Origin of the sequence: Bacillus sp. 2205SS5-2, assembly GCF_037024155.1 — a bacterium.
GTDB lineage: Bacteria > Bacillota > Bacilli > Bacillales > Bacillaceae_K > Bacillus_CI.
Map to the genome: position 1 here is coordinate 42,277 of NZ_JAYKTS010000017.1, position 19,703 is coordinate 61,979.

Sequence of the window (19,703 nt, forward strand, 5' to 3'; positions counted from 1 at the left end):
GCTCCTATTTAAACGATAAATTCTGTAAAGAAGCAAGAGCAATCGAAGCATCCATGTCACCATAAATCAGAACGGTTGGCTTTAGGACATACATATTGCCAGAAGCAGCAGATACTTCTACAGAAGACCCAATAAAAAGCACTTCTTGATTCATATATACTTCTCTTGTTTTATTCTTAGTTGGATGAAGAAGGTGTACCTCTTCACTCCGCTCATCTGAACCAATTGTGACAGACGGTGTATCTCGCAAAACAAATTCCTCTGTACCGGCATAATACGTATGAACGTCGCCTTTGGTTGGCAAACTCGCATAGCAAGAGGACAAATTCTCACCTGGTTTGAAAAAAGCTTCTAGATCTACCCCTTCATTCACCCACGTTTTTCCTGAATATTGATGAATTTCAGCATAAACCACAAGCACTTCTACTTCAGGAAGGGTTAGTGCATATTGGCGGAGAACGACTCCTTTCATCTCTTCGTGCTCTGTGAATGCTGTCTCAATACAAAGACCACTCCACTCATGTCCAAATTGATCGTATTTTTTCACAGTGTTAATGGTTGTTGTTTCCTTCAACATGGAATAAGGACTCACCTTGTGAAGAAGATAACCAATTCCTCCACCCCACGGATTCCACCACGATTTAGGTCCAGCTTGTGGGAACTGGTGATGAAGCGTTTCTTTACCATTATAAATTAATGAGAAAATGCCTGGGTAATAAGAGGCAGACGCTTTAAACGAAAGAACGCCATTGTCTACTTCCCACCACTCTTTAGTTTCCGTGATCTTGATTTCTTTTTCTCCGCTCACTAGCTGAAGAGAATCAACGGCTGCCTTTTGTCCAAGTGAATGGAATTCCCCTGAAATTTGATGCACACCAGGAGTTTTATGTTCGATTAGAAGAGAAACATTCGAAAGGGCATCGTCCTTATCCGCTTCAGTTGAATATTCGTTTCCTTCACTGTTAAGTGTTAAAATCCCATGTAGATAAGGAGTTAGTAGGGATCGAAAGCCGTACTCAACTTTTTCACCTACACTGGAAATCATATCTCCTCCAACTGGTTCTAAAGCATACATCGAGCACTCCTTCATTTCTGAAGCAGGATTCTTCACAACCCGCTCTCGCCACTGAGACCAATTTGTTGAGGTGTTGATTCCAACTGATATCGGTCCGAAATAGACATTTTCTCCACTAGAGAGAGACGGTGCTTGATATTCTACCGCAAATCGCCAATTATCTTTCCGCCCAACGGCCTCTTCCGGCCAGGCCAAACCAGTTGTTTCTCCGTTTGAGTTCGTAGCAAACAGCCAGTTTTCAGAAATATCTTTGTCACGAATGTATTCCATAAAGGGTACGAGTGCTTCATCACCGATCATGATCCCTTCTTTTTGAGGAATAGCCATTCCTTTAAAGGAAGTGAAGATTGGTTGTAAAAGAGCCACTTGAGGTATTGCTCCCTCGCCATTGTTCACAACTTCATGCTTAATTTCAATCAAACCATCTCCAAAGAGCTGGGTGTAGGTGTTAAGCAGGAGCGGGGAAAACGCATCTGATTGTAACGTCGTTTTCATCACTAACCCTTCTGGAAGTTCAACAAAGTCAAACGAGTCCGCTTCTTTTTTGGCGAATTCCTCACTAAATGGTTTCCCAAACATAGGCGTAAACAGCTTTAGAGGATCTTCCGTTTCATGGATTGAACCTATCTTCATCATCGAGTTTCGTTTTTCAATTTCGACATAAAAAGGTCCGTTGTAACCAACCCATTGCTCTTTCGTTTCTCCAGCAAACTTCGCTCCATAACCAGGAAAGGCTAATGTCAGTCTGGTGAAAAAGCGAAACGTTTCCCCACTTTCAGGTTTGACTCTCACCTCTACATCCTGAGCTAGAAATCCGTTCTTGATGAGCTCGCAGTCGAGTGGAAGTGATAGTCGACCTTTACCTTCGATTTCCACTTCAATTTTAGGAATATTCCAATTCACTACATCATTTTCTGGCAATATGACTGTCCAGGTAGACGAGTCAGAGAGCTGGCTTTCTATGTCTAGAAACAATGTACCCATTTGGGCAGGTTTCCACTGTTTTTGAACCGATTTTAGGGAAAGATTTCCTGCTTGAATAGGAAACACGCCCATTTTCAAAGGAAAGATATGACCGTTAATATCTACAGTCGTCTCAACAGACGGGTGGGTTTTCCACGGGCTTGGCTCTTGTTTTGCCAGTTGGAATGTTACCGGAAACGCACCTTCCCAATGTTCGTTGATTTTGACTTCCTGGTGAACATCATGACAGACAACAGCCGTTGACTGTCCCGTTAACGTTACATGTAAGGGTGAAGAGGTTTTATTCAAAATTTTGTATTGAACGAAATGCTCTTCTTTTTCAAGATATTTAAAGTCTGCTAGATTCATTTCGATCGAAAGTTCATTTGTTTCGATGCGGCGAATTCCCCGTCCCGTTCGCTCAAATTGAATGGAAACAAACTCTTGATCTGCTTCCCATTTATATTCGTATAAAGTATGTTCTCCTTGTTTAAATCCATCAGGCTTTACCTCAAGAACTCGTTGACTCGTCGAATACCAATCATGCTTGTCAAAGAACGGCTTCAAATAACTCAATTGGAGAACAGATGGAATAAAATTCATGAGATGGGTCGTATCGTCCCGGTCCTCCCAAAAAAATCCGCATTTTTTATAAAGTGGAACCGCTTTAGTATTGCCAGCCCATGTATATAAATCGAGTCTTGGCCACCCCGATTCAATCGTTTTCTCCACTGCTTTAAGCACGAGCTGCTTCCCGACCTTTAAGCCCTGATACTGAGGATGCACGTTCAAAAGTGGAATATAAAGAGCTCCCTCATCTTCACGGTATTGCGATAAGCTACAATAACCGACTACTTCCTCTCCCACCAACGCCAAAAATAAATGGAGATTAGTAGAGTTTGCTTCCTGATCCAATACACTTTGTTCAGTTGAGACAGAGGAATCTCCCCCCCAATTCTCACGACTCTCATTCCACATCTTCGCGATTCCTTTTGCTAATCCTTCTTGATACTCCACGATGTTTACTTGCTCTAGTGTTTTCTTCATAACGTCCTCCTAAACTAGGTTTTAATATATATAACCTCACAATTTTTTCTTACCTGAATTTTACCAACGAATTTAATCATCGGGATCGCCTCCTTTTTTTATTTGTGGGAATTTTTTCTTCCACATCCATATTTTAAGTTTTTACATCCAATATGTAAAGAATATTCTCTGATTGTTCGTTTAAACTGTTGTCAATTGCCATTCAATTTCCGTCGGGATGAAAATGCAGTCATTTTGCGGGTGCACAGTTTGATTGTCTATATATAATCCACGGTTGATACTGGTTTTTTCCATATTATTTTTTTCAAAACAAAAACGCCAATAGTATATTGGCGTTTTTGTTTATCTAGTTAGGATAAGAAGCTGTCTCACCCTATCCTAGCTTTAATTCGAATAACGAAATCTAGAAACAGTTGCTTGAAGCTCCTCAGCTAACTTAGATAACGAATCTGAAGCATGAGAGATTTCCTCCATAGAAGCCAATTGTTCTTCACTAGCTGCAGCAATCGTTTCCGTACTAGCAGATGTTTCTTTTGTGCCGGCTGCTAATGTCTCAATCGAGTCTTTAATGACTTCAACCCCTGCATTTAGTTCTTCAGTGGTTGCTGCTACTTCTTGAATTTGTGATGTAACTTGCTCAACAGAAGTTAAAATTTCCATAAAATTTCCAGAAGTTTCTTTTGTAAGAGAAATACCTGAATCCACATTCTCTTGGACGATGTTGATGTTTATGACGGTATCCTTTGACTCGTGTTGAATCGTGTTCACTAAAGTAGAAATTTGGTTAGCTGATTGACTCGTCTGATCGGCAAGTTTTCTAACTTCTTCAGCAACAACGGCAAATCCCTTCCCAGATTCACCTGCTCTTGCTGCTTCAATCGCTGCATTTAAGGCCAATAAGTTCGTTTGACTCGATATTTCGGTGATAAGGGAAGAAATATTACTAATTTCATCCGTACTTCCTACCAATGTAGTCAATCCATTTTTTGCAGAATCAACGGATTGGTGAATAGACTCCATCTGTTTTTGCATTTCATTGATTGAACCCATTCCAACCTCTGCCTTGTTTCTCATCTTCGCTGATAATTCAGCAATATTACTCGTATTATTTGAAACGAATGATAAGCCATTTAAAGACTCAGTGACTAGATCAAGACTTCGCTCACTCCTGATATTTTGTCGTGTGCTTTCAGAAGCAATCGTTTGCATAGAGCTTGAGATTTGGCCAGATGTAGTTTTAGACTCCTCAGAACTGGCTGACAATTCCTCCGATGCTGCTGCCACTTGTTCAGATGAGTAACTTACCTGTTGGATAATTTTACTTAAAGACAAAATGAATGAATTGAAAGATGAAGCTAATTCACCTAATTCATCTTTACTTTTAATTATTAACGACTTTGTTAAATCTGCTTCTCCATGAGCGATTTCCTTAAATTGCTCATTCAATTTTTTGAGCGGGTTCAAAATAGATCGACTGATTAAATAGCTTAAGCCGAGCCCAATGCTCACCGAAAGAATTACTGCGATGATAATAGCCCACTCTGCCCATACAGAGACCGAATGTATTCTATCTTGTAAATACTCTACATCTTGATTTAATAATTCCATAAGTTCATTCATTGAAGGATCCAACACTTCTTTTCTCAAAGTCCGTTCCTCGCCAAAATGAATAGATGCAGCCAGGTCTGGATTTTCTTTATACGTAGAAAGTACTTGTTGATTTAATGCCCAGAAATCATTTGCATGCATCTCAATTTCATCTACCATTTCTGCGTATTGCTTATCTTGTAATAGCGGTTTTATAGACTTAAGCGAAGTCGATATCTCTTCAAATTTGGCAGACATCCCTTCCCCATATTTTGGATCTCCTGAAATAATAAAACCTCTTTCGTCATTCGATAATCCAACTATCCTGTACTGAACGGATTTCAATTCAGTTTGAACCCTCATTTCCCTCTCTAATTTTTGCTCATTTTTCTCTGTTGAGAACAAAACAATTATTGATGTTCCCCCGACAATAATCAGTGAACTGAGTAGAAATAAGATAAGACCATACAAGCGTGTTTTGATTTTCATTTTCATTTTCCTCCTCCGCAATAATTTCAACTGTAGTAAATTTCAATAAAAAAACTAACTAAAAAATTAGTTAGTCGGTTGCGCTACTCACTCCCAATCATCCAAGCGCCCAAATAAAGATGATTTTTCACAGTTTCTATTGTATTTATATTTCTTATATCGGCATATAAATTAGGAAATGAAGCTTCCTTATTCAAAATGATATTTTTTTCACAAGGCTCTTTTCGTATACATTGTGACTATTCGATTATTTTTTTGCTTAAATCTACCACTTCACTGTTAAATTCCATCATAAATAAACGGTCCAGTTGCCTGCCGTCCCTGAACAGCCACAAACTTTGTGAAAACAGTCTTCTTAGAAGAACTTCTGATTGTCGTCAGCTAATTTATTTTCGTCCAAGCATTTATCCTGCACAGGCAAGCTTAATGGGTAGGACAATCAATTAGAAAAAGCAAATCAACATCTTCGAAAAGAAAAAATTGATTTGCCCATATTCGCATTACTCGTTTAGGCTGCATTGGTATAGAAAGCTGTTTTTCTGAGTTATATTTAACTCGCGTTTAGTAAATATTTTTTTGCTTATCTTTTCGAATATTTTGGACAAACACATTGGTTAACTTGAGCAAGCAATTAACGATATTATCAGTAGTAGCAACATTCACGAACAGACCCTTCAAAAAACTGATTTTAGCTCTATGCTTTATTGGGCTTCGTATTAAAATCAATCAGTGAACAATATCCCACCTACTCATTACAGATCATTTATATCTTTTGACCAAATCGTCGATAGATTTCTTCCATTGTACTTCGACTGATATAAAGCTTTGTCAGCCTGTCTGAATAATTCCTCCATTGAGTTAGAATGGAGGGGATATTCAGAAATACCCAATGAAATGGTAACGGGTTTTCCAGTAGGAGTAGTTGTTTTTTCAATAATCAAGCGAATCTTTTCCCCCATCCCGTACGCTTCAAAAGATCTAGTATGCGGTAGTAATAACACAAATTCCTCTCCACCATAGCGAAAAAAGAGATCCTCTGTTCTCAATAAAGATTGAACAGTATGAGCTAAAAATTTAAGTACCTCATCCCCGACCGGGTGACCATACGTATCATTCACAACTTTAAAACGATCAATATCAACAACAACTACGGAAAATACGTTCCCTCCACTCGCCCAAAGGTTCATAACTTCATTTAGTTTCCTACGATTTGGTAAACCTGTTAATGAATCTGTCATGGCTGCATTCGTCAATTCCTGATTATTTTCTTGGACGGACTGAATAGCGATTAATACGCTTTTCGTCAGCAAATCCGCTTCACGATTCCAATGAGACTGAATTCCAGGAGTTTCGACTGACTTGCCTGCTGCTAGTTGGTTCACTAAATCTGCCAAATGAATAATAGGACGAGCTAGCTTGCGAGCTAGTAGAACAGATAGAAATAGCAGAAGCGTAAAGGGAGGAAGAATGTAAAAAACCTGCTCTTGAATCCGTTTAAATAGTAATTTCTCAACATATGAAAGGGGTGTTTGCTGCACGACTCCCCAACCCGTTTCTGGAATTTGATTGTAAGCCGCTAACATTTTAACTCCTTTGGTATTCGTGACCTGAGCTACGCCACTCTCACCTTGAGTTACCTTCTTTACAATAGGGTTTTTCATTACGGTTTCGCCGACTCGTTCTCGAATGGGATGGAAAAGTAATTTCCCCTCCGGACCGACAACATAATAATATGAACCGTTTTCATCAATATAGTCATTGCCAAGAATTTCATTTAGGACATTTTGTTCTTGAAGATAGACCGTGCCAGCAAGTATCCCTCTGTACTGGCCATTTCGGTCATAAATGGGTTGGCTCATCAATAATACGAGTCGACCTGAGCGAACTATATAAGGAGCAGTTAACGTAGGCTTTCTTGACTCCAGAACGTCTTTTGTTCCTTCTGTAGAAATGTATTTATTTTTGAGTCCTACACTACTGGGAGCAATATTTCGAATGAGCCCTGTGTCATCTATCCAAGATAATGAATTAAAATACCGACTGTTTTTTCTTAATAATTCTAAATGTTCTTCAATTTCTTCATCTGTCATCTGATCAATATCGGTATAGAACGCTGATGTATCTTCCAAGCTTAATCTCATCGTTTGAAACAATGAATCAACTGAACTGCTAATCTTTTCAGACATGGACGAGTTCAAATAAAAATACGTCGAGATCATTGACCTTCGATCGGATTGATAGGAAGATAAAAATAAAATCAAGATCGTTAAAATGACAGATACCGAAACTAGACTCGAAAACAATGTGGTTAGTTTATATTTTCTCTGCTGCACTATGTTTTTCATAAATCAAACTCCCATTGATAGAAAACAATCATCTTATTAATCTGTAGCTCATTATACATTTCCTCTAGAATTGAATACAGAGGTATTAATTATTGATCAATAATAAAGTTATGATAACATACTAAACCACCTCAAAATAGAGATTTTTTTCATCATAACTTTAACGATTATTCACTTATACCATTCAACTTTTGAGTAATATGTGAGTTGGCTTTCATTCCGTGATCGCCTCCTTTTCACTGTTGAATTCCATCAAAAACAGATGAAACGATGCCCGAAACAAAGCTATATCTTAAATAATAAACTGATTCGAAAAGCCACAAACTTTTCGATAACAGCCAACAAAAAAGAGTTCTTTACAATGATTTGAAGCATCTCAAGATGTCAGAACACTGTCAAGCCACGCGTTCTTTGAATTTTCTGCCTTATCAAACGATTACTTGCTTAGCTTTCATTCTCTAATCCCCCCAAAAAACAAAAAAAAGAATTCTACCTTCTTGAGTAGATTTCTTTTTTTGTTTTACCTCGAGAAAATACTTGGATTTCAGACCTTTTTGTTATCCGCTAATTTTTTTGATAAATACAACCTTCAAATAATCACCTTCAGGAAATTGTGCACTCGTGCGGAAATCTGGCGGCAAGGTATACTCCTCGAGAATGTCATATTTTCCGTTCAACTCACTAAATGCTTGCTTAATAAAGCTTTTGAATTTTTTCATATCAAACGTGCTACAGTTTGTAGATGCCACGATGATCCCATTATTTTCGGTTATGGCGATGGACTCTTTCAATAAATTAGGATAATCTTTCGCCGCACTGAAGGTCGTTTTTTTCGTTCGGGCAAAACTAGGAGGATCCAAAATCACCATATCGAATTTCAAATCTTTCTTGGCTGCATATTTATAGTATTTAAAGACATCTTCCACAATGATATCTTGAGCTTCAAAATCAACCTCATTTACGCTAAATTGTTCGATCGTCTTATTGCGACTTCGATTGGCTACATCAACACTCGTCGTCTTCGTTGCCCCTCCAAGTGCAGCAAAAACTGAAAATGCACCCGTATAAGAAAAGGTATTCAAAACTTTCCTTCCACCTGCATAGGTATCCCTTATTTTTTTCCTCACTGCACGTTGATCTAAAAACACACCGACCATCGCTCCCTCATTCAAATAGGTCGCGAAGTTCACTCCATTTTCTTTCACAATCAAAGGAAAAGATGCTCGTTCACCACGTACAAAATCATCTTCTTCAATGTATTGGCCTTTCACTGCAAATCGTTTTTTTTGGTAGATACCTTTGCAAGATACCACCTTTTCCAGTGCTTGAATGATATCATTTTTAAAAGTATAAATCCCTTCGCTGTACCAAGAAATCACATAGTAGTCGTTATATGTATCGATCGTTACGCCACCGATTCCGTCCCCTTCTCCGTTAAAGACACGGAATGCTGTCGTTTCAGGATCTTTGAAAAATTTGGACCGGTGTGCCATAGCTGCCTTCATTTTTTTCTCAAAAAATGCTTGATTAATCTCTTCTTGTTCATTCCGCGTCAGGATCCATCCGTAGCCTTTATTTTGCTTACCATAATAGCCTCTGGCGATAAAAGCATTTCTTTCATCCACTATTCGTAAAAGCGAGCCTTCCTCTTTCAGGACCTGCGCGTTCGTGAGAGCCTCTTGGCTAAGCAACGGATAGCCTTCTTTATACTTTTTCACAAATTTAGATTTTACCTTTACTGTCATTTCTGAATGCAAATCGTTCACCCTAACTTAATTTCTGACCTGTTTATGTTAACATTATAGCTAAAATAACAACCAATGTAACTACTGAAGATCTACCCTTCAATTGCCACGCTACAGAGGACCACTCTGTTTTACGCTTTTACCTTTTCTCCTCCCGAATGATTTCTGATAAACATATAAAAAGAAGCTCCAAAGATAATGAGGTATCCTATAATACTGAATACATCTGGGATTTGCCCGAATAGGAAAATGCTAATCATAGCCGAATAAACGACCGTGGAGTAGAAAAAGATGGATATTTCTTTTGCAGGAGCAAATTTATAGGCAATCGTGATACCAAATTGTCCGATGGTCGCAAAAACACCCGCGCCGAGCAAGTACATCCATTGCTGTACGCTCATCGGTTCATAATAGAAGATAACAAACGGCAATAAGACGACCGTGGTGAAAAAAGAAAAGTAAAACACGACCGTATAAAATTTTTCTTTTTCACCGAGTACACGTAAAACGGTATATGCGCCTGCAGCAAATACGGCCGATAATACCCCTGCCAAATACGGTACCGTTTCATAACTGAACGATGGTTTAATGATGAAAAGCGTACCTAAAAAAGCAATGATTATCGATAAAATTTGAAAAAAGCGAACTCTCTCTTTTAAAAAGACCGCAGAAAATATAATTGTCAAAAATGGGCTCAGCTTATTCAGCATATCGGCGTCGGATAAAACAAGCTGATCAATCGCATAAAAATACAGAACCATTCCGACCGTTCCTAAAGCACTTCGCAGCAACAAATACTTCTGGTTTTCTTTTTTTCCAAATAGCCGCTCTTTATGATATAGAACAAATCCAAATGCAATGATGGCAGAAATCACATTCCGAAAAAGCGTTTTTTGCATAGTTGGAACATCTCCTGATAACTTTACAAGCGCTGCCATCATTGAAAATCCAAATGCAGAAAATAATAATAAGATGATGCCCTTGTTTCGATTGCTCATGTTAGCCTCCATTTTTCTCGATCATTCAGCCATTTGAGATAGATCCCTATTTCTAGTTAGACTCTTTTCGGAACCTCTCTTGCTTAATGTACAAAAGAATCGGTTAATCAGATTTTCAGTGATTGCTGAAAGAGAACGGGAAAAAAAACGCCTCCAAATTCAGCCATTTTATACGATTCAACCGAAAAACTGCTACTTTTTGATCAACAATATGTAAACTGTTCCAAAGATTGATGCCCAGGTAGATTTTCGTCCTTTTTGGAAGAAATCATTATCAAAATGAAAAGGATCAATAATATATTTCTTCAATAGCAACAATGTATATGTAAGACTGTTATCGCAAAGATTGTGGCTTTTCGAACCAGTCTATAAATGGTGAGATAGCTTGTCTAGAGGCATCGTTTCGTCTATTTTGGATGAATAGTTTCAACAAAGGGAAGAATTGAATTTTCAAGTAGACGAAATAGCAAGAATGCCTGTCAAAAGAAACCTTCACTAAAAACAGCCAACTTCAACAGTTTATCAAAAAAAAGCAGAAAATCTAACTATTTGAACCGTTGCTTTATTTTGCACTCAGATAGCACCGATTAATCTTGGGCAAGGAGCAAAGTGGTCTCTGTCTTACAAAATAGAAATTTATCGAGATAAAAACCGAAGTAACATAACAAAATCTCGTGAATATGGTATTAATCGGTTCACTTTTATGGTACCAAACACCATTTCTCAAGTGATTTCAAAAGACAAATTGAATGAAAATTGACACAAAAAAAAGCAAATATGTTTTTAACGGGTTCTGCTTTGAGGTGTACGCAAGGTATTTAGCAAGTAAAATATCATGTGAAATCGCTTATAATTTCACAAGAAAAGGAGCTTGAATTCCAAGCCCCATTTTCAAGTTATATTACATTGTCTTTTTTGAACGACTTCTTCAACTAACATCCCGTTAGTGAAAAACCTTCCACATATTCCTTAATAAAACAAGGCTCTTTTCGCAAAGATTGTGGCTTTTCGAATAAGAAGGAATCCCTTGACTTGTATGACTTCGTGCTCTTTTCCTAATGAAAAATCATTCATTTCTAGATAAAAAGGAAGAAATCAATCGAAAAAACCCTACTGCCTGTTTTTTCTTTGTGTCAAGAGCAACAATGTATACGAAAAGAGCCTAAAACAAAGAGCCCCGTTTTGGATTCATCTACAACATTTTATTTTAACTCAGATAATGTGATATTTGCTTCATGCCTCGAGACGTTAATGATGATAAAACGCTTAATTTTATTGGCGTAAAGTAGTCCTTATTTTATTTATCTGATTAAAGTAAAGTTTTCTTTTTGTAGTATTTTTGATTGATTGTGATAAAAGCTCTTTTAACTCAATAAACATTCCTTCGATTTCATTGTTATCATCATTCTCTAATTTTTTAACCATACGATAAATCAAGTTTATTTTTAATTTCTTCTTCTTTTTTTGCTCCAGACCAGAAATCATAGTGTCAATATCATTGATATAAGCATTTAACATCACACATAGCCTCCTTATTATATAGCCAGAAAAAATTTATAAGAATAAGATACTGTATGAGCATTTTTACTTTTACTCAAATCTTGTTAATTTGCACAACAAAAAACGTTTTTGAGTAAAGTCAGCGTACCAACCATTAAAATTTCTTTTTAGAATCGCTATTTAGAATAGCTACCTAATTTCGATCAATTCTTTTTAACTAGGTTTCCGAAAAGAATTCTCTCACTTCAAGGAATGTGAAGGGCGTAGCCCAATGAGTAAATGGGAGATGAATTTGCGGTTGGTGTCAGCCAAAGCATTTGTAGCTATTAGCAAATTATATTAAAATCAGTCTATACATACAGAAAGATTGATAACATAATGAAATTAGAAAGTAATAAACATTCAGTCTTTCTTTTGCACTATCATCTAGTATTGGTAGTGAAATATCGTAGACAAATATTTGATGATAGTATGTCAAACTATGCAAAAGATATTTTTGTGAGAATAGGCCAGTCGTATAATATTTCGGTTGAAGATTGGAATCTCGATAAAGACCATATACAGGTCATGTTCAAGGCACATCCTAATAGTGAATTATCCAAGTTTCTAAATGCTTATAAGAGTGCCAGTTCTCGATTGATAAAACGTGACTATCCCTTGGTTCGAAAAAAGCTTTGGAAAGAAATGTTTTGGTCAAGATCACATACTTCTGTCTGTTAGTTGAATAAATAATTTTCCTTCTACTTATATTTTAACATAATTTGTTAGTTACCCTTGTGTAAAACCTAGACTTGTAGGATCTAGGTTTACTTGAAATAGCTAAAAAGAGATGAAAAAACCCTGACATCATGTGTCAGGGTTTAAAATCTATTCTTGAGAGGAATTTTTTCGAAAATCGTCTGTGAGAACACCTGAAAAGCCCCAATTTTGCTCCTCGATATCTTGAATGACAATATGGATATGTTCTGGTTTCTTCCCCAACACATTTTGTAGCGTATGGGTAAATTCCTGAACGATTTGAGCTTTTTGTTCACGATTAGCTCCTTTAGTGATTTGAAGATTTATATAAGGCACGGAAATCCTCCTTTTCCATTTTTAAATTTTTGTTTAAGGACTCACAAAAAGAGAAACCATCGTCGATTGCCCTTCTCTATTTATTTCCATAATCGATTTTTGTTTTATTCCCTTTTATCTTCAACATAGGCTGTTCAGCGGTGTCAGGAAAATGAAGAACTCGGAGGTGATGTCTGCATCACTGGAGAGTCATTCATTTGACCCGTGCCTCAACAAAAAAAACGTTATTTTAATGAAGAGATAGGAATATCGACTATTGTAATTAATAATACAATCTCTAGAAAAAACAAACCGTACGCAAACAAAGGTCTAGTTTGATGAAGAACCAATACTGGAAACATCCCTAAATTTACAAATGCAGATTTCCAAATATCCCAACCATGTTCATAGTTGACATTATCGAACACTAATTCTACCCCTTCAATCAATGTGAATAAAAGCGCCCACCTGATCAGGTAAATATATTTTTTGAGCATATGTTTGCTGACTGGATAGTGTGATAAAAAGAGCAACATCGCTGGAGGAAAAAATAAAAAGGAAAGGATTAAATCATTTGTAATATGACCACCTAGCTCAGAAGACAAATCCCATAATGAATATTCATAAGTAATAAGTCCAACTAACAAATTCCCTACAATCATAAATAAAATGGTTGGGTGAAACTTTTGCCAGTTTCTCCAATCACTTTTATGATAGGCAATTACCCAGATGACGGAAATAAAAACTAATCGAAGCACACGCTATCACTCCATGCATTTTTGCTTTTTCTCTAGCTTCTGCATTCCACGTCATCTCTAGTCTTTTTAGCTCTTTAAATGCTCGAACATTTCAGATTGAAGGAAGTGACTTATCAGGAGTGAAGGAATCACCCTCAATTTCGACACATATCTGCTTGAACTCAATTTTTTCACGAATATCAGTCATTACAATTAACCTTCCACTCATCTTAGAAGAGAAAACTATTTCTTCAAACCTTTACAGTCATAATTCCTTCTTGTGCAGATTGATATTCTGAGACAAGTTCAGTAACAATGTCCGCCACCGATTGAATCTCGTCGATTTGATCGACACCTTGACCTGCTGACCAAATATCTTTCCAAGCTTTCGTTCCGGCTTGATTTAATGAAGATAAATCCACTTTTCCCTTGCTTTTTAGATCTGCCAGATTAATACCTGCTTTTTCGATACTCGGAACTAAGTAATTCGCTTTCACTCCAGAAAAGGCATCCGTATATATCAGATTATCTAGAGTAGATTCGATAAGCATTTCTTTATAATCTTGAGGTGCATAGCTTTCCTTTGCAGAAATAAAGCGTGTACCCATGTAGGCCATATCCATCCCTAACGCTTGTGAAGCTAATACGTCACGACCACTAGAAAGACATCCAGCTAAAATGGTTATCCCGTCCCAAAACTCTCTTACTGCTCCTGCAAAGGCAAAGCTATTTATCGTTCCAGCATGCCCACCAGCACCACTACAAACAAGGATAAGTCCATCTACTCCCGTTTGGGCAGCTTTTTTTGCATGCGGAATGGTCGCCACATCGGAAAACACAAGACCACCGTATTCATGAACTGCTTTTACTACCGCAGACGGATTTCCAAGTGAAGTAATGACAATAGGTGGTTCGTATTTTTGAATAAGCGACAGATCTTTTTCATAGCGCGTATTGGATTTATGCAGAATTAAATTTACAGCCCAAGGTGCAACCTTTTTGGAGGGATCCTGCTTTTTTGTTTCAGCTAATTCACTAGTAATTCGCTCCATCCAGTCTTCTAAAATCTCTTCACTCCGAGCATTTAATGTTGGAAATGAGCCAATCATACCTGATTTACAGCTTTCAATCACAAGCTCTGGACTTGAAACTAAAAACATGGGGGCGGCAATTACCGGAATTGTTAGTTCTTGTGCGATTTCCTTTGGAAGTTTTGCTATCAATTGAAAACACTCCTTCTGTTTCTTCATATTTGTCCTACTTGTGTTAAATACGCCAAACAAACACTTTTCTCCTTCTTATTTTCTGAATAGTTATTCACTTTTTTTACAATTAGGAGGGACACTCTCTGGTGAATATTTGTTTTTCATTAGAAAAGCTTCTCAAAATAAACAAAAACCATTTGATTTTTGCTAATCTTCTCGCTGTGTCCTGCTCAAAACTTCCTACTTCGACCCACCTACCGATTACTTAGACCGTCTCCCCTTCAGGAAATAAGAATGAATCGCATACTTCCAAAAGACTGTTTTCACAAAATTCGAAACTTTTCATACCAGCCATTTAACTGTCACCTAACTTGGTTTCGGGTCATCATTTTGTAATTAATTAAATCTAAATTCTGCAATTGAGAATCTTCCCCAAAAGATGGATCAATAGCGACAATCTAGACGAAAAACTCCATTTTCTAAAAATGTGAATTAAATCACAGGTATTGTAAACTCTTTTTGATAAGATTAACCTAAATCTTTTCTTGAGGAGTTGTTACGATTGAACTTACTTATTCCAAAACAACATGGAGCTTGGGCCATGCTCATCATTCCATTTTTACTTAGTGCCATCATTAGTGGTTTTTCGATTTTTCACATACCATTGTTCATCGGCTGGCTGTTTCTGTATTTGGGGACCTACCCCTTCCTTTTATTATTGCGCAAAAAAAAGACCGATCTTCACCGAAAGTGGTCGTTGATTTATGGAAGCATTGCTCTTTTAAGCCTGATTCCTCCTATCCTCTACGACTGGAGAATGCTTTATTTTGGATTCGCTATGATTCCCTTCTTTCTCATTAACATTTATTACGCAAAGAGAAATAGGGAAAGAGCATTTTTCAATGATTTGACCGCAATCGCTGCGTTTGGAGTTGGTGGATTAGCTAGTTATTTTTTAGGATCCGGAAGTCTTGATCCTATGGCCTGGTTTTTGTTCACCTTAACCTTCCTCTTTTTTCTAGGAAGTACTTTTTATGTAAAAACTATGATTCGAGAGAAAAAGAACACCCGGTTCAAATGGTTTTCTTGGCTTTACCATGCTCTCATTCCCTTGTTACTAATTCTTTCCGGAAACAGTTTGTTCATTATTGCTTTCATCCCAAGCATTTTGAGAGCTGTTTTATTTTACGGACGAAAAATGAGTATTATGAAAGTCGGTATCTTAGAAATTGAGAATGCGGTGTATTTCTTCTTTGCTATGCTAATGATTATTTTAATGTAACCTTAAATGAGCCTACAACGAGATCTATATTCTCGTTGTAGGCTCATTTTACTCGAACGATTGTCTATTCTATTCCTAGTCAAAATACAAATCGTAAAACATGCTCAACTTGCATATATATTTAGTACCGTGCTTACAAGGAAAAAAGTAAGGTTCTTGCCCCTTCCGTCAAATCGTTTTTTCTATTCTTTGTCTTGAAAAATTATAAAATGATGAGGGATTTAAGATGGATTTATTTGAAAAAATGAAAGATGAAGTGAACCGAATGAAAGAGGGTATGGGCATACCCATTTCGATTTCAAGCACTATGCTGAATGAATTACTGGAAAAATCAGACAAAATCAAAAACACAACCGTTGAAATTGCGGAAAAAGAGGTTCAAATTTCGGGCAAAGCAGAAGTGAAAAAATGGTTTATTAACCGTGACATCCCTTTTTCCCTTACTCTTCAACCAATCAAAATGGAAAAAAGACAATTGATTTTTAAAATCACCCATTTCAAGCCTGTCAATATCAACTTCCTCAACAAGATGATATTCACGAAATCTCCATACCTACTCTATGATCATCATCACATTAATCTAGATTTCAACAATATTGATTTAGTAAAAAAAATCCCGATTGGAAACATCAAAAAATACGAACTAGAAGAAGGAAAAATTCTGCTAACGATTGGAATTTGAAGAATCAATCTCTGGATAACTAACCCATCTATTCAGTCTAAGTGATCTCCTGTTTCATAGAAAAAAGGTCGTTCTTAGTTAAAGTCCCTTTTCATATTCAGTGTTGTTATTTGTTTTAATTGGCTCTTATCGTATACATTGTGACTATTTCATCAGATTTTTGACTACATCCTTTATCTTACTGTTGACTTCCATAAAAAAAAGACGGATCCAGCTGCAGTGGCTAGGGACTCGGGCATTTGTCAGTCCACTTCGTGAAGCAGGCTTCACTGCGTGTTCTGCCAGATGCCTGCCGTCCCTGGGCAGCCACTTCCGCTTTTCTTGATTCAGCTGCAGTGGCTAGGGACTCGGGCATTTGTCAGTCCACTTCGTGAAGCAGGCTTCACTGCGTGTTCTGCCAGATGCCTGCCGTCCCTGGGCAGCCACTTCCGCTTTTCTTGATTCAGCTGCAGTGGCTAGGGACTCGGGGGCAAGTGAATATCCTAGAAAATATACTGATACGAAAAGCAACAAACTTTGCTAAGACAGCCTTTAATTATCAATGGAATCCCTTGTACTAGTATTGATTTGACTTTATTGAATGAGAATAGATGTTCAGTATCCAAGGTTTTAACAGAATAAACATGGCTGCCAATTCCCTCTATTACAATGATATCCCCCTAGACAAATCAATTCATCTGTCTAGGGGGTTTTTTCGACCTCCACTATTTCAGCCAACGTGATTTTATTAAATCCGCTTGATTTATCCAGCCTTTATGTCAATTCTCTGAGGCCTGGTGGACCTTTCCTCTCACACTATGCAGGGATTCCCCTCTTGACCAAATAGGGTGATGCATTAGCTTGAATTATTCAACTAGACAGGCGATAAGTCCTGCTTTCTAAACCTTTCCTCCTATAGATAGTTAGTAATATACAGGAACTTGGTATGTTCTTTTTGAGAGAATACAACTAGTATACATTTGGATATAAATGTAAATGATAATATTCAAGATAAAAGGGCTCATTCGGAGGTATTATGTTAGGACTACTTTTGGCCGCTATTCTTTTTAATTTGATTGCATTCAAAACAAATAAGAGATTGACAAAAAATCAGATCATACACATTTGGACTTTCACACTTACTTTTCAGCTATTATTTGATTGTATCATTGACATTAAATATTCCGGCTACTGGTATTTCACAACAGAATTTGATTGGTTTGAAATGCCAGCTCGATTAGTTCTTATTCCCCCTGTCAATATGATCTTTCTTAATTATTTCCCTTTTAAAAAAGCATTCATTAGAAAGATCTACTATCTGTTCGGGTGGGATGTTATGTTGATCTTATATGAACTCATAACTCTACTCCCAGAGCCGTATGGATACTTCTATTATGGCTGGTGGTCATTATGGTACTCACTCATTATCAACCCACTACTACTCATTTGCTTACTAAACTACTACAAATGGATCTACCAAGTAGAAATGAAAAGCGAAAGTGGCTGCCCTGCGGCGTCAGGCAAATGAAGAACTCGGAGGTGATGCTTGCATCGCTGGAGGGTTATTCATTTGACCCCGAGCCTCAAGCCACTGCAGCTGGACACACGAAATGCGGAAGTGGCTGCCCTGAGGCGGCAGGCAAATGACGCAACTCAGAGGAAATCTTGATTTCCGGCGGGTTGTGGCATTTGACCCGAGCCTCAAGCCACTGCAGCTGGACACACGAAATGCGGAAGTGGCTGCCCTGAGGCGGCAGGCAAATGACGCAACTCAGAGGAAATCCTGATTTCCGGCGGGTTGTGGCATTTGACCCGAGCCTCAAGCCACTGCAGCTGGACACACGAAATGCGAAAGTGGCTGCCCTGCGGCGGCAGGCAAATGACGCAACTCAGAGGAAATCCTGATTTCCGGCGGGTTGTGGCATTTGACCCGAGCCTCAAGCCACTGCAGCTGGACACACGAAATGCGAAAGTGGCTGCCCTGAGGCGGCAGGCAAATGATGAACTCGGAGGTGATGCTTGCATCGCTGGAGGGTTATTCATTTGACCCAAGCCTCAAGCCACTGCAGCTGGACACACGAAATGCGAAAGTGGCTGCCCTGAGGCGGCAGGCAAATGATGAACTCGGAGGTGATGCTTGCATCGCTGGAGGGTTATTCATTTGACCCGAGCCTCAAGCCACTGCAGCTGGACACACGAAATGCGAAAGTGGCTGCCCTGAGGCGGCAGGCAAATGATGAACTTGGAGGTGATGCTTGCATCGCTGGAGGGTTATTCATTTGACCCGAGCCTCAAGCCACTGCAGCTGGACACACGAAATGCGGAAGTGGCTGCCCTGCGGCGTCAGGCAAATGTTATCCAACGGAGAAGGTCCTGACCTTTGGAGTTGGATGTTATTTGTCCCATAGCTGCTAGCCACTAAAGCTGGATTCGTCTGTTTTAGATGGAAATCACCAGAAATAGAAAGGAATCATTCAAAAATCAAATGATTAGACACAACGTATACGAAAAAGATTTACAGATACAGATGTAGATCACGGTATATTGTAATGATTTCATCAATTTTCATACGGACTAAACCGCTTGAGGAAGGAGCAACAAAGTCGGATACGCCATCAACGACAGATGACTCTTGTATACCCCATGCTATTTGTTTTTGTTTTGTAAACTGTTGGTAAACCCCTTTCCCCACATAGCAAGCTATCTTTGGCCTGTACCTTTCTAGTTTTCCCTTTAAAATAATGCGACCTTCAGCGTATTCTTCTTTCGTAATATCCGTAGCTGCTCTTGTAGGACGACTAACAATGTTCGTAAATCCGATCCCTGTTTTGAGTAAATCTCGGTCTTCCCATGGTTCATATTTTCTAGCTGTTAATCCTGCTCCGTGCAATATCTTCCAAAATCGATTCCCAGGGTGAGCATAATTATGTCCAAGTTCTCCAGAGCGAATGCTGGGATTAAATCCAATGAATACAATATTTAGCTGTTCTTCTAATGAATCTGCAATTCCAGACAT

Annotated in this window: 18 protein-coding genes, 1 pseudogene and 1 riboswitch; of the genes and pseudogenes, 7 read left to right on the forward strand and 12 right to left on the reverse strand. The window is 38.1% G+C overall.

What is annotated here, in order from left to right; genetic code table 11:
- Window positions 1–4: 4 nt before the first annotated feature.
- The 6 genes from U8D43_RS12480 to U8D43_RS12505 form a co-directional block, all read right to left on the reverse strand.
- Window positions 5–3,085 carry a GNAT family N-acetyltransferase gene (locus U8D43_RS12480; protein WP_335871512.1) on the reverse strand — a complete coding sequence of 1,027 codons (3,081 nt, stop codon included), beginning with the start codon at window positions 3,083–3,085 and terminating at the stop codon, window positions 5–7.
- A gap of 384 nt (window positions 3,086–3,469) precedes the next feature.
- On the reverse strand, window positions 3,470–5,161 hold the full coding sequence (locus U8D43_RS12485) for a methyl-accepting chemotaxis protein (protein ID WP_335871513.1): 1,692 nt from the start codon (window positions 5,159–5,161) through the stop codon (window positions 3,470–3,472).
- A 63-nt stretch (window positions 5,162–5,224) separates the two neighbouring features.
- A riboswitch (cyclic di-GMP riboswitch) is annotated at window positions 5,225–5,308 on the reverse strand.
- A gap of 605 nt (window positions 5,309–5,913) precedes the next feature.
- Window positions 5,914–7,506: a sensor domain-containing diguanylate cyclase gene (locus U8D43_RS12490; protein ID WP_335871514.1), complete on the reverse strand. Its 1,593-nt coding sequence runs from the start codon at window positions 7,504–7,506 to the stop codon at window positions 5,914–5,916.
- A gap of 557 nt (window positions 7,507–8,063) precedes the next feature.
- Window positions 8,064–9,263: a class I SAM-dependent rRNA methyltransferase gene (locus U8D43_RS12495; protein WP_335871515.1), complete on the reverse strand. Its 1,200-nt coding sequence runs from the start codon at window positions 9,261–9,263 to the stop codon at window positions 8,064–8,066.
- 119 nt (window positions 9,264–9,382) lie between these two features.
- A complete protein-coding gene (locus U8D43_RS12500; RefSeq protein WP_335871516.1) occupies window positions 9,383–10,249 on the reverse strand; it encodes a DMT family transporter in 867 nt (288 codons plus the stop codon).
- A 1,272-nt stretch (window positions 10,250–11,521) separates the two neighbouring features.
- Complete coding sequence (locus U8D43_RS12505; RefSeq protein WP_335871517.1) at window positions 11,522–11,767, reverse strand: hypothetical protein; 246 nt, start codon at window positions 11,765–11,767, stop codon at window positions 11,522–11,524.
- 360 nt (window positions 11,768–12,127) lie between these two features.
- Between U8D43_RS12505 and tnpA the strand changes: the two are divergent.
- Window positions 12,128–12,451, forward strand: a pseudogene (gene tnpA, locus U8D43_RS12510) (IS200/IS605 family transposase); the annotation flags it as partial.
- 165 nt (window positions 12,452–12,616) lie between these two features.
- Here the strand turns inward: tnpA and U8D43_RS12515 are convergent.
- The 3 genes from U8D43_RS12515 to U8D43_RS12525 all read right to left on the reverse strand — a co-directional run bounded on the left by U8D43_RS12515 (window position 12,617) and on the right by U8D43_RS12525 (window position 14,762).
- Window positions 12,617–12,823 carry a tautomerase family protein gene (locus U8D43_RS12515; RefSeq protein ID WP_335871518.1) on the reverse strand — a complete coding sequence of 69 codons (207 nt, stop codon included), beginning with the start codon at window positions 12,821–12,823 and terminating at the stop codon, window positions 12,617–12,619.
- Window positions 12,824–13,047: 224 nt separating this feature from the next.
- On the reverse strand, window positions 13,048–13,560 hold the full coding sequence (locus U8D43_RS12520) for a CBO0543 family protein (protein WP_335871519.1): 513 nt from the start codon (window positions 13,558–13,560) through the stop codon (window positions 13,048–13,050).
- Window positions 13,561–13,790: 230 nt separating this feature from the next.
- On the reverse strand, window positions 13,791–14,762 hold the full coding sequence (locus U8D43_RS12525; RefSeq protein WP_335871520.1) for an NAD(P)H-dependent flavin oxidoreductase: 972 nt from the start codon (window positions 14,760–14,762) through the stop codon (window positions 13,791–13,793).
- Window positions 14,763–15,306: 544 nt separating this feature from the next.
- On the opposite strand from U8D43_RS12525, the gene U8D43_RS12530 reads away from it, so the two are divergent.
- Together U8D43_RS12530 and U8D43_RS12535 are read left to right on the forward strand one after the other, a co-directional pair.
- Window positions 15,307–16,026 carry a YwiC-like family protein gene (locus U8D43_RS12530; RefSeq protein WP_335871521.1) on the forward strand — a complete coding sequence of 240 codons (720 nt, stop codon included), beginning with the start codon at window positions 15,307–15,309 and terminating at the stop codon, window positions 16,024–16,026.
- A gap of 226 nt (window positions 16,027–16,252) precedes the next feature.
- Window positions 16,253–16,708 (forward strand): hypothetical protein, encoded by a 456-nt coding sequence (locus tag U8D43_RS12535; RefSeq protein ID WP_335871522.1) that lies wholly within the window; start codon window positions 16,253–16,255, stop codon window positions 16,706–16,708.
- A gap of 223 nt (window positions 16,709–16,931) precedes the next feature.
- On the opposite strand, the gene U8D43_RS12540 is transcribed toward U8D43_RS12535, so the two are convergent.
- Both U8D43_RS12540 and U8D43_RS12545 read right to left on the reverse strand, forming a co-directional pair.
- Complete coding sequence (locus U8D43_RS12540; protein WP_335871523.1) at window positions 16,932–17,063, reverse strand: hypothetical protein; 132 nt, start codon at window positions 17,061–17,063, stop codon at window positions 16,932–16,934.
- On the reverse strand, window positions 17,048–17,221 hold the full coding sequence (locus tag U8D43_RS12545) for a hypothetical protein (protein WP_335871524.1): 174 nt from the start codon (window positions 17,219–17,221) through the stop codon (window positions 17,048–17,050). Before U8D43_RS12545 ends, U8D43_RS12540 begins: the two co-directional genes overlap by 16 nt.
- Before the next feature lie 502 nt (window positions 17,222–17,723).
- On the opposite strand from U8D43_RS12545, the gene U8D43_RS12550 reads away from it, so the two are divergent.
- From U8D43_RS12550 to U8D43_RS12565, 4 genes are all read left to right on the forward strand, one after another.
- Window positions 17,724–18,215 carry a hypothetical protein gene (locus U8D43_RS12550; RefSeq protein WP_335871525.1) on the forward strand — a complete coding sequence of 164 codons (492 nt, stop codon included), beginning with the start codon at window positions 17,724–17,726 and terminating at the stop codon, window positions 18,213–18,215.
- Entirely contained in the window at window positions 18,212–18,334 is a 123-nt protein-coding gene (locus U8D43_RS12555; protein ID WP_335871526.1) for a hypothetical protein, read from the forward strand. The genes U8D43_RS12550 and U8D43_RS12555 overlap by 4 nt, the downstream gene beginning before the upstream one ends.
- A gap of 350 nt (window positions 18,335–18,684) precedes the next feature.
- Window positions 18,685–18,852 carry a hypothetical protein gene (locus U8D43_RS12560; RefSeq protein WP_335871527.1) on the forward strand — a complete coding sequence of 56 codons (168 nt, stop codon included), beginning with the start codon at window positions 18,685–18,687 and terminating at the stop codon, window positions 18,850–18,852.
- A gap of 68 nt (window positions 18,853–18,920) precedes the next feature.
- Window positions 18,921–19,064, forward strand: coding sequence for a hypothetical protein (locus U8D43_RS12565; RefSeq protein WP_335871528.1), 144 nt, complete (start codon window positions 18,921–18,923; stop codon window positions 19,062–19,064).
- 138 nt (window positions 19,065–19,202) lie between these two features.
- On the opposite strand, the gene U8D43_RS12570 is transcribed toward U8D43_RS12565, so the two are convergent.
- Window positions 19,203–19,703, reverse strand: a complete 501-nt coding sequence (locus tag U8D43_RS12570; protein ID WP_335871529.1) for a mismatch-specific DNA-glycosylase — start codon at window positions 19,701–19,703, stop codon at window positions 19,203–19,205.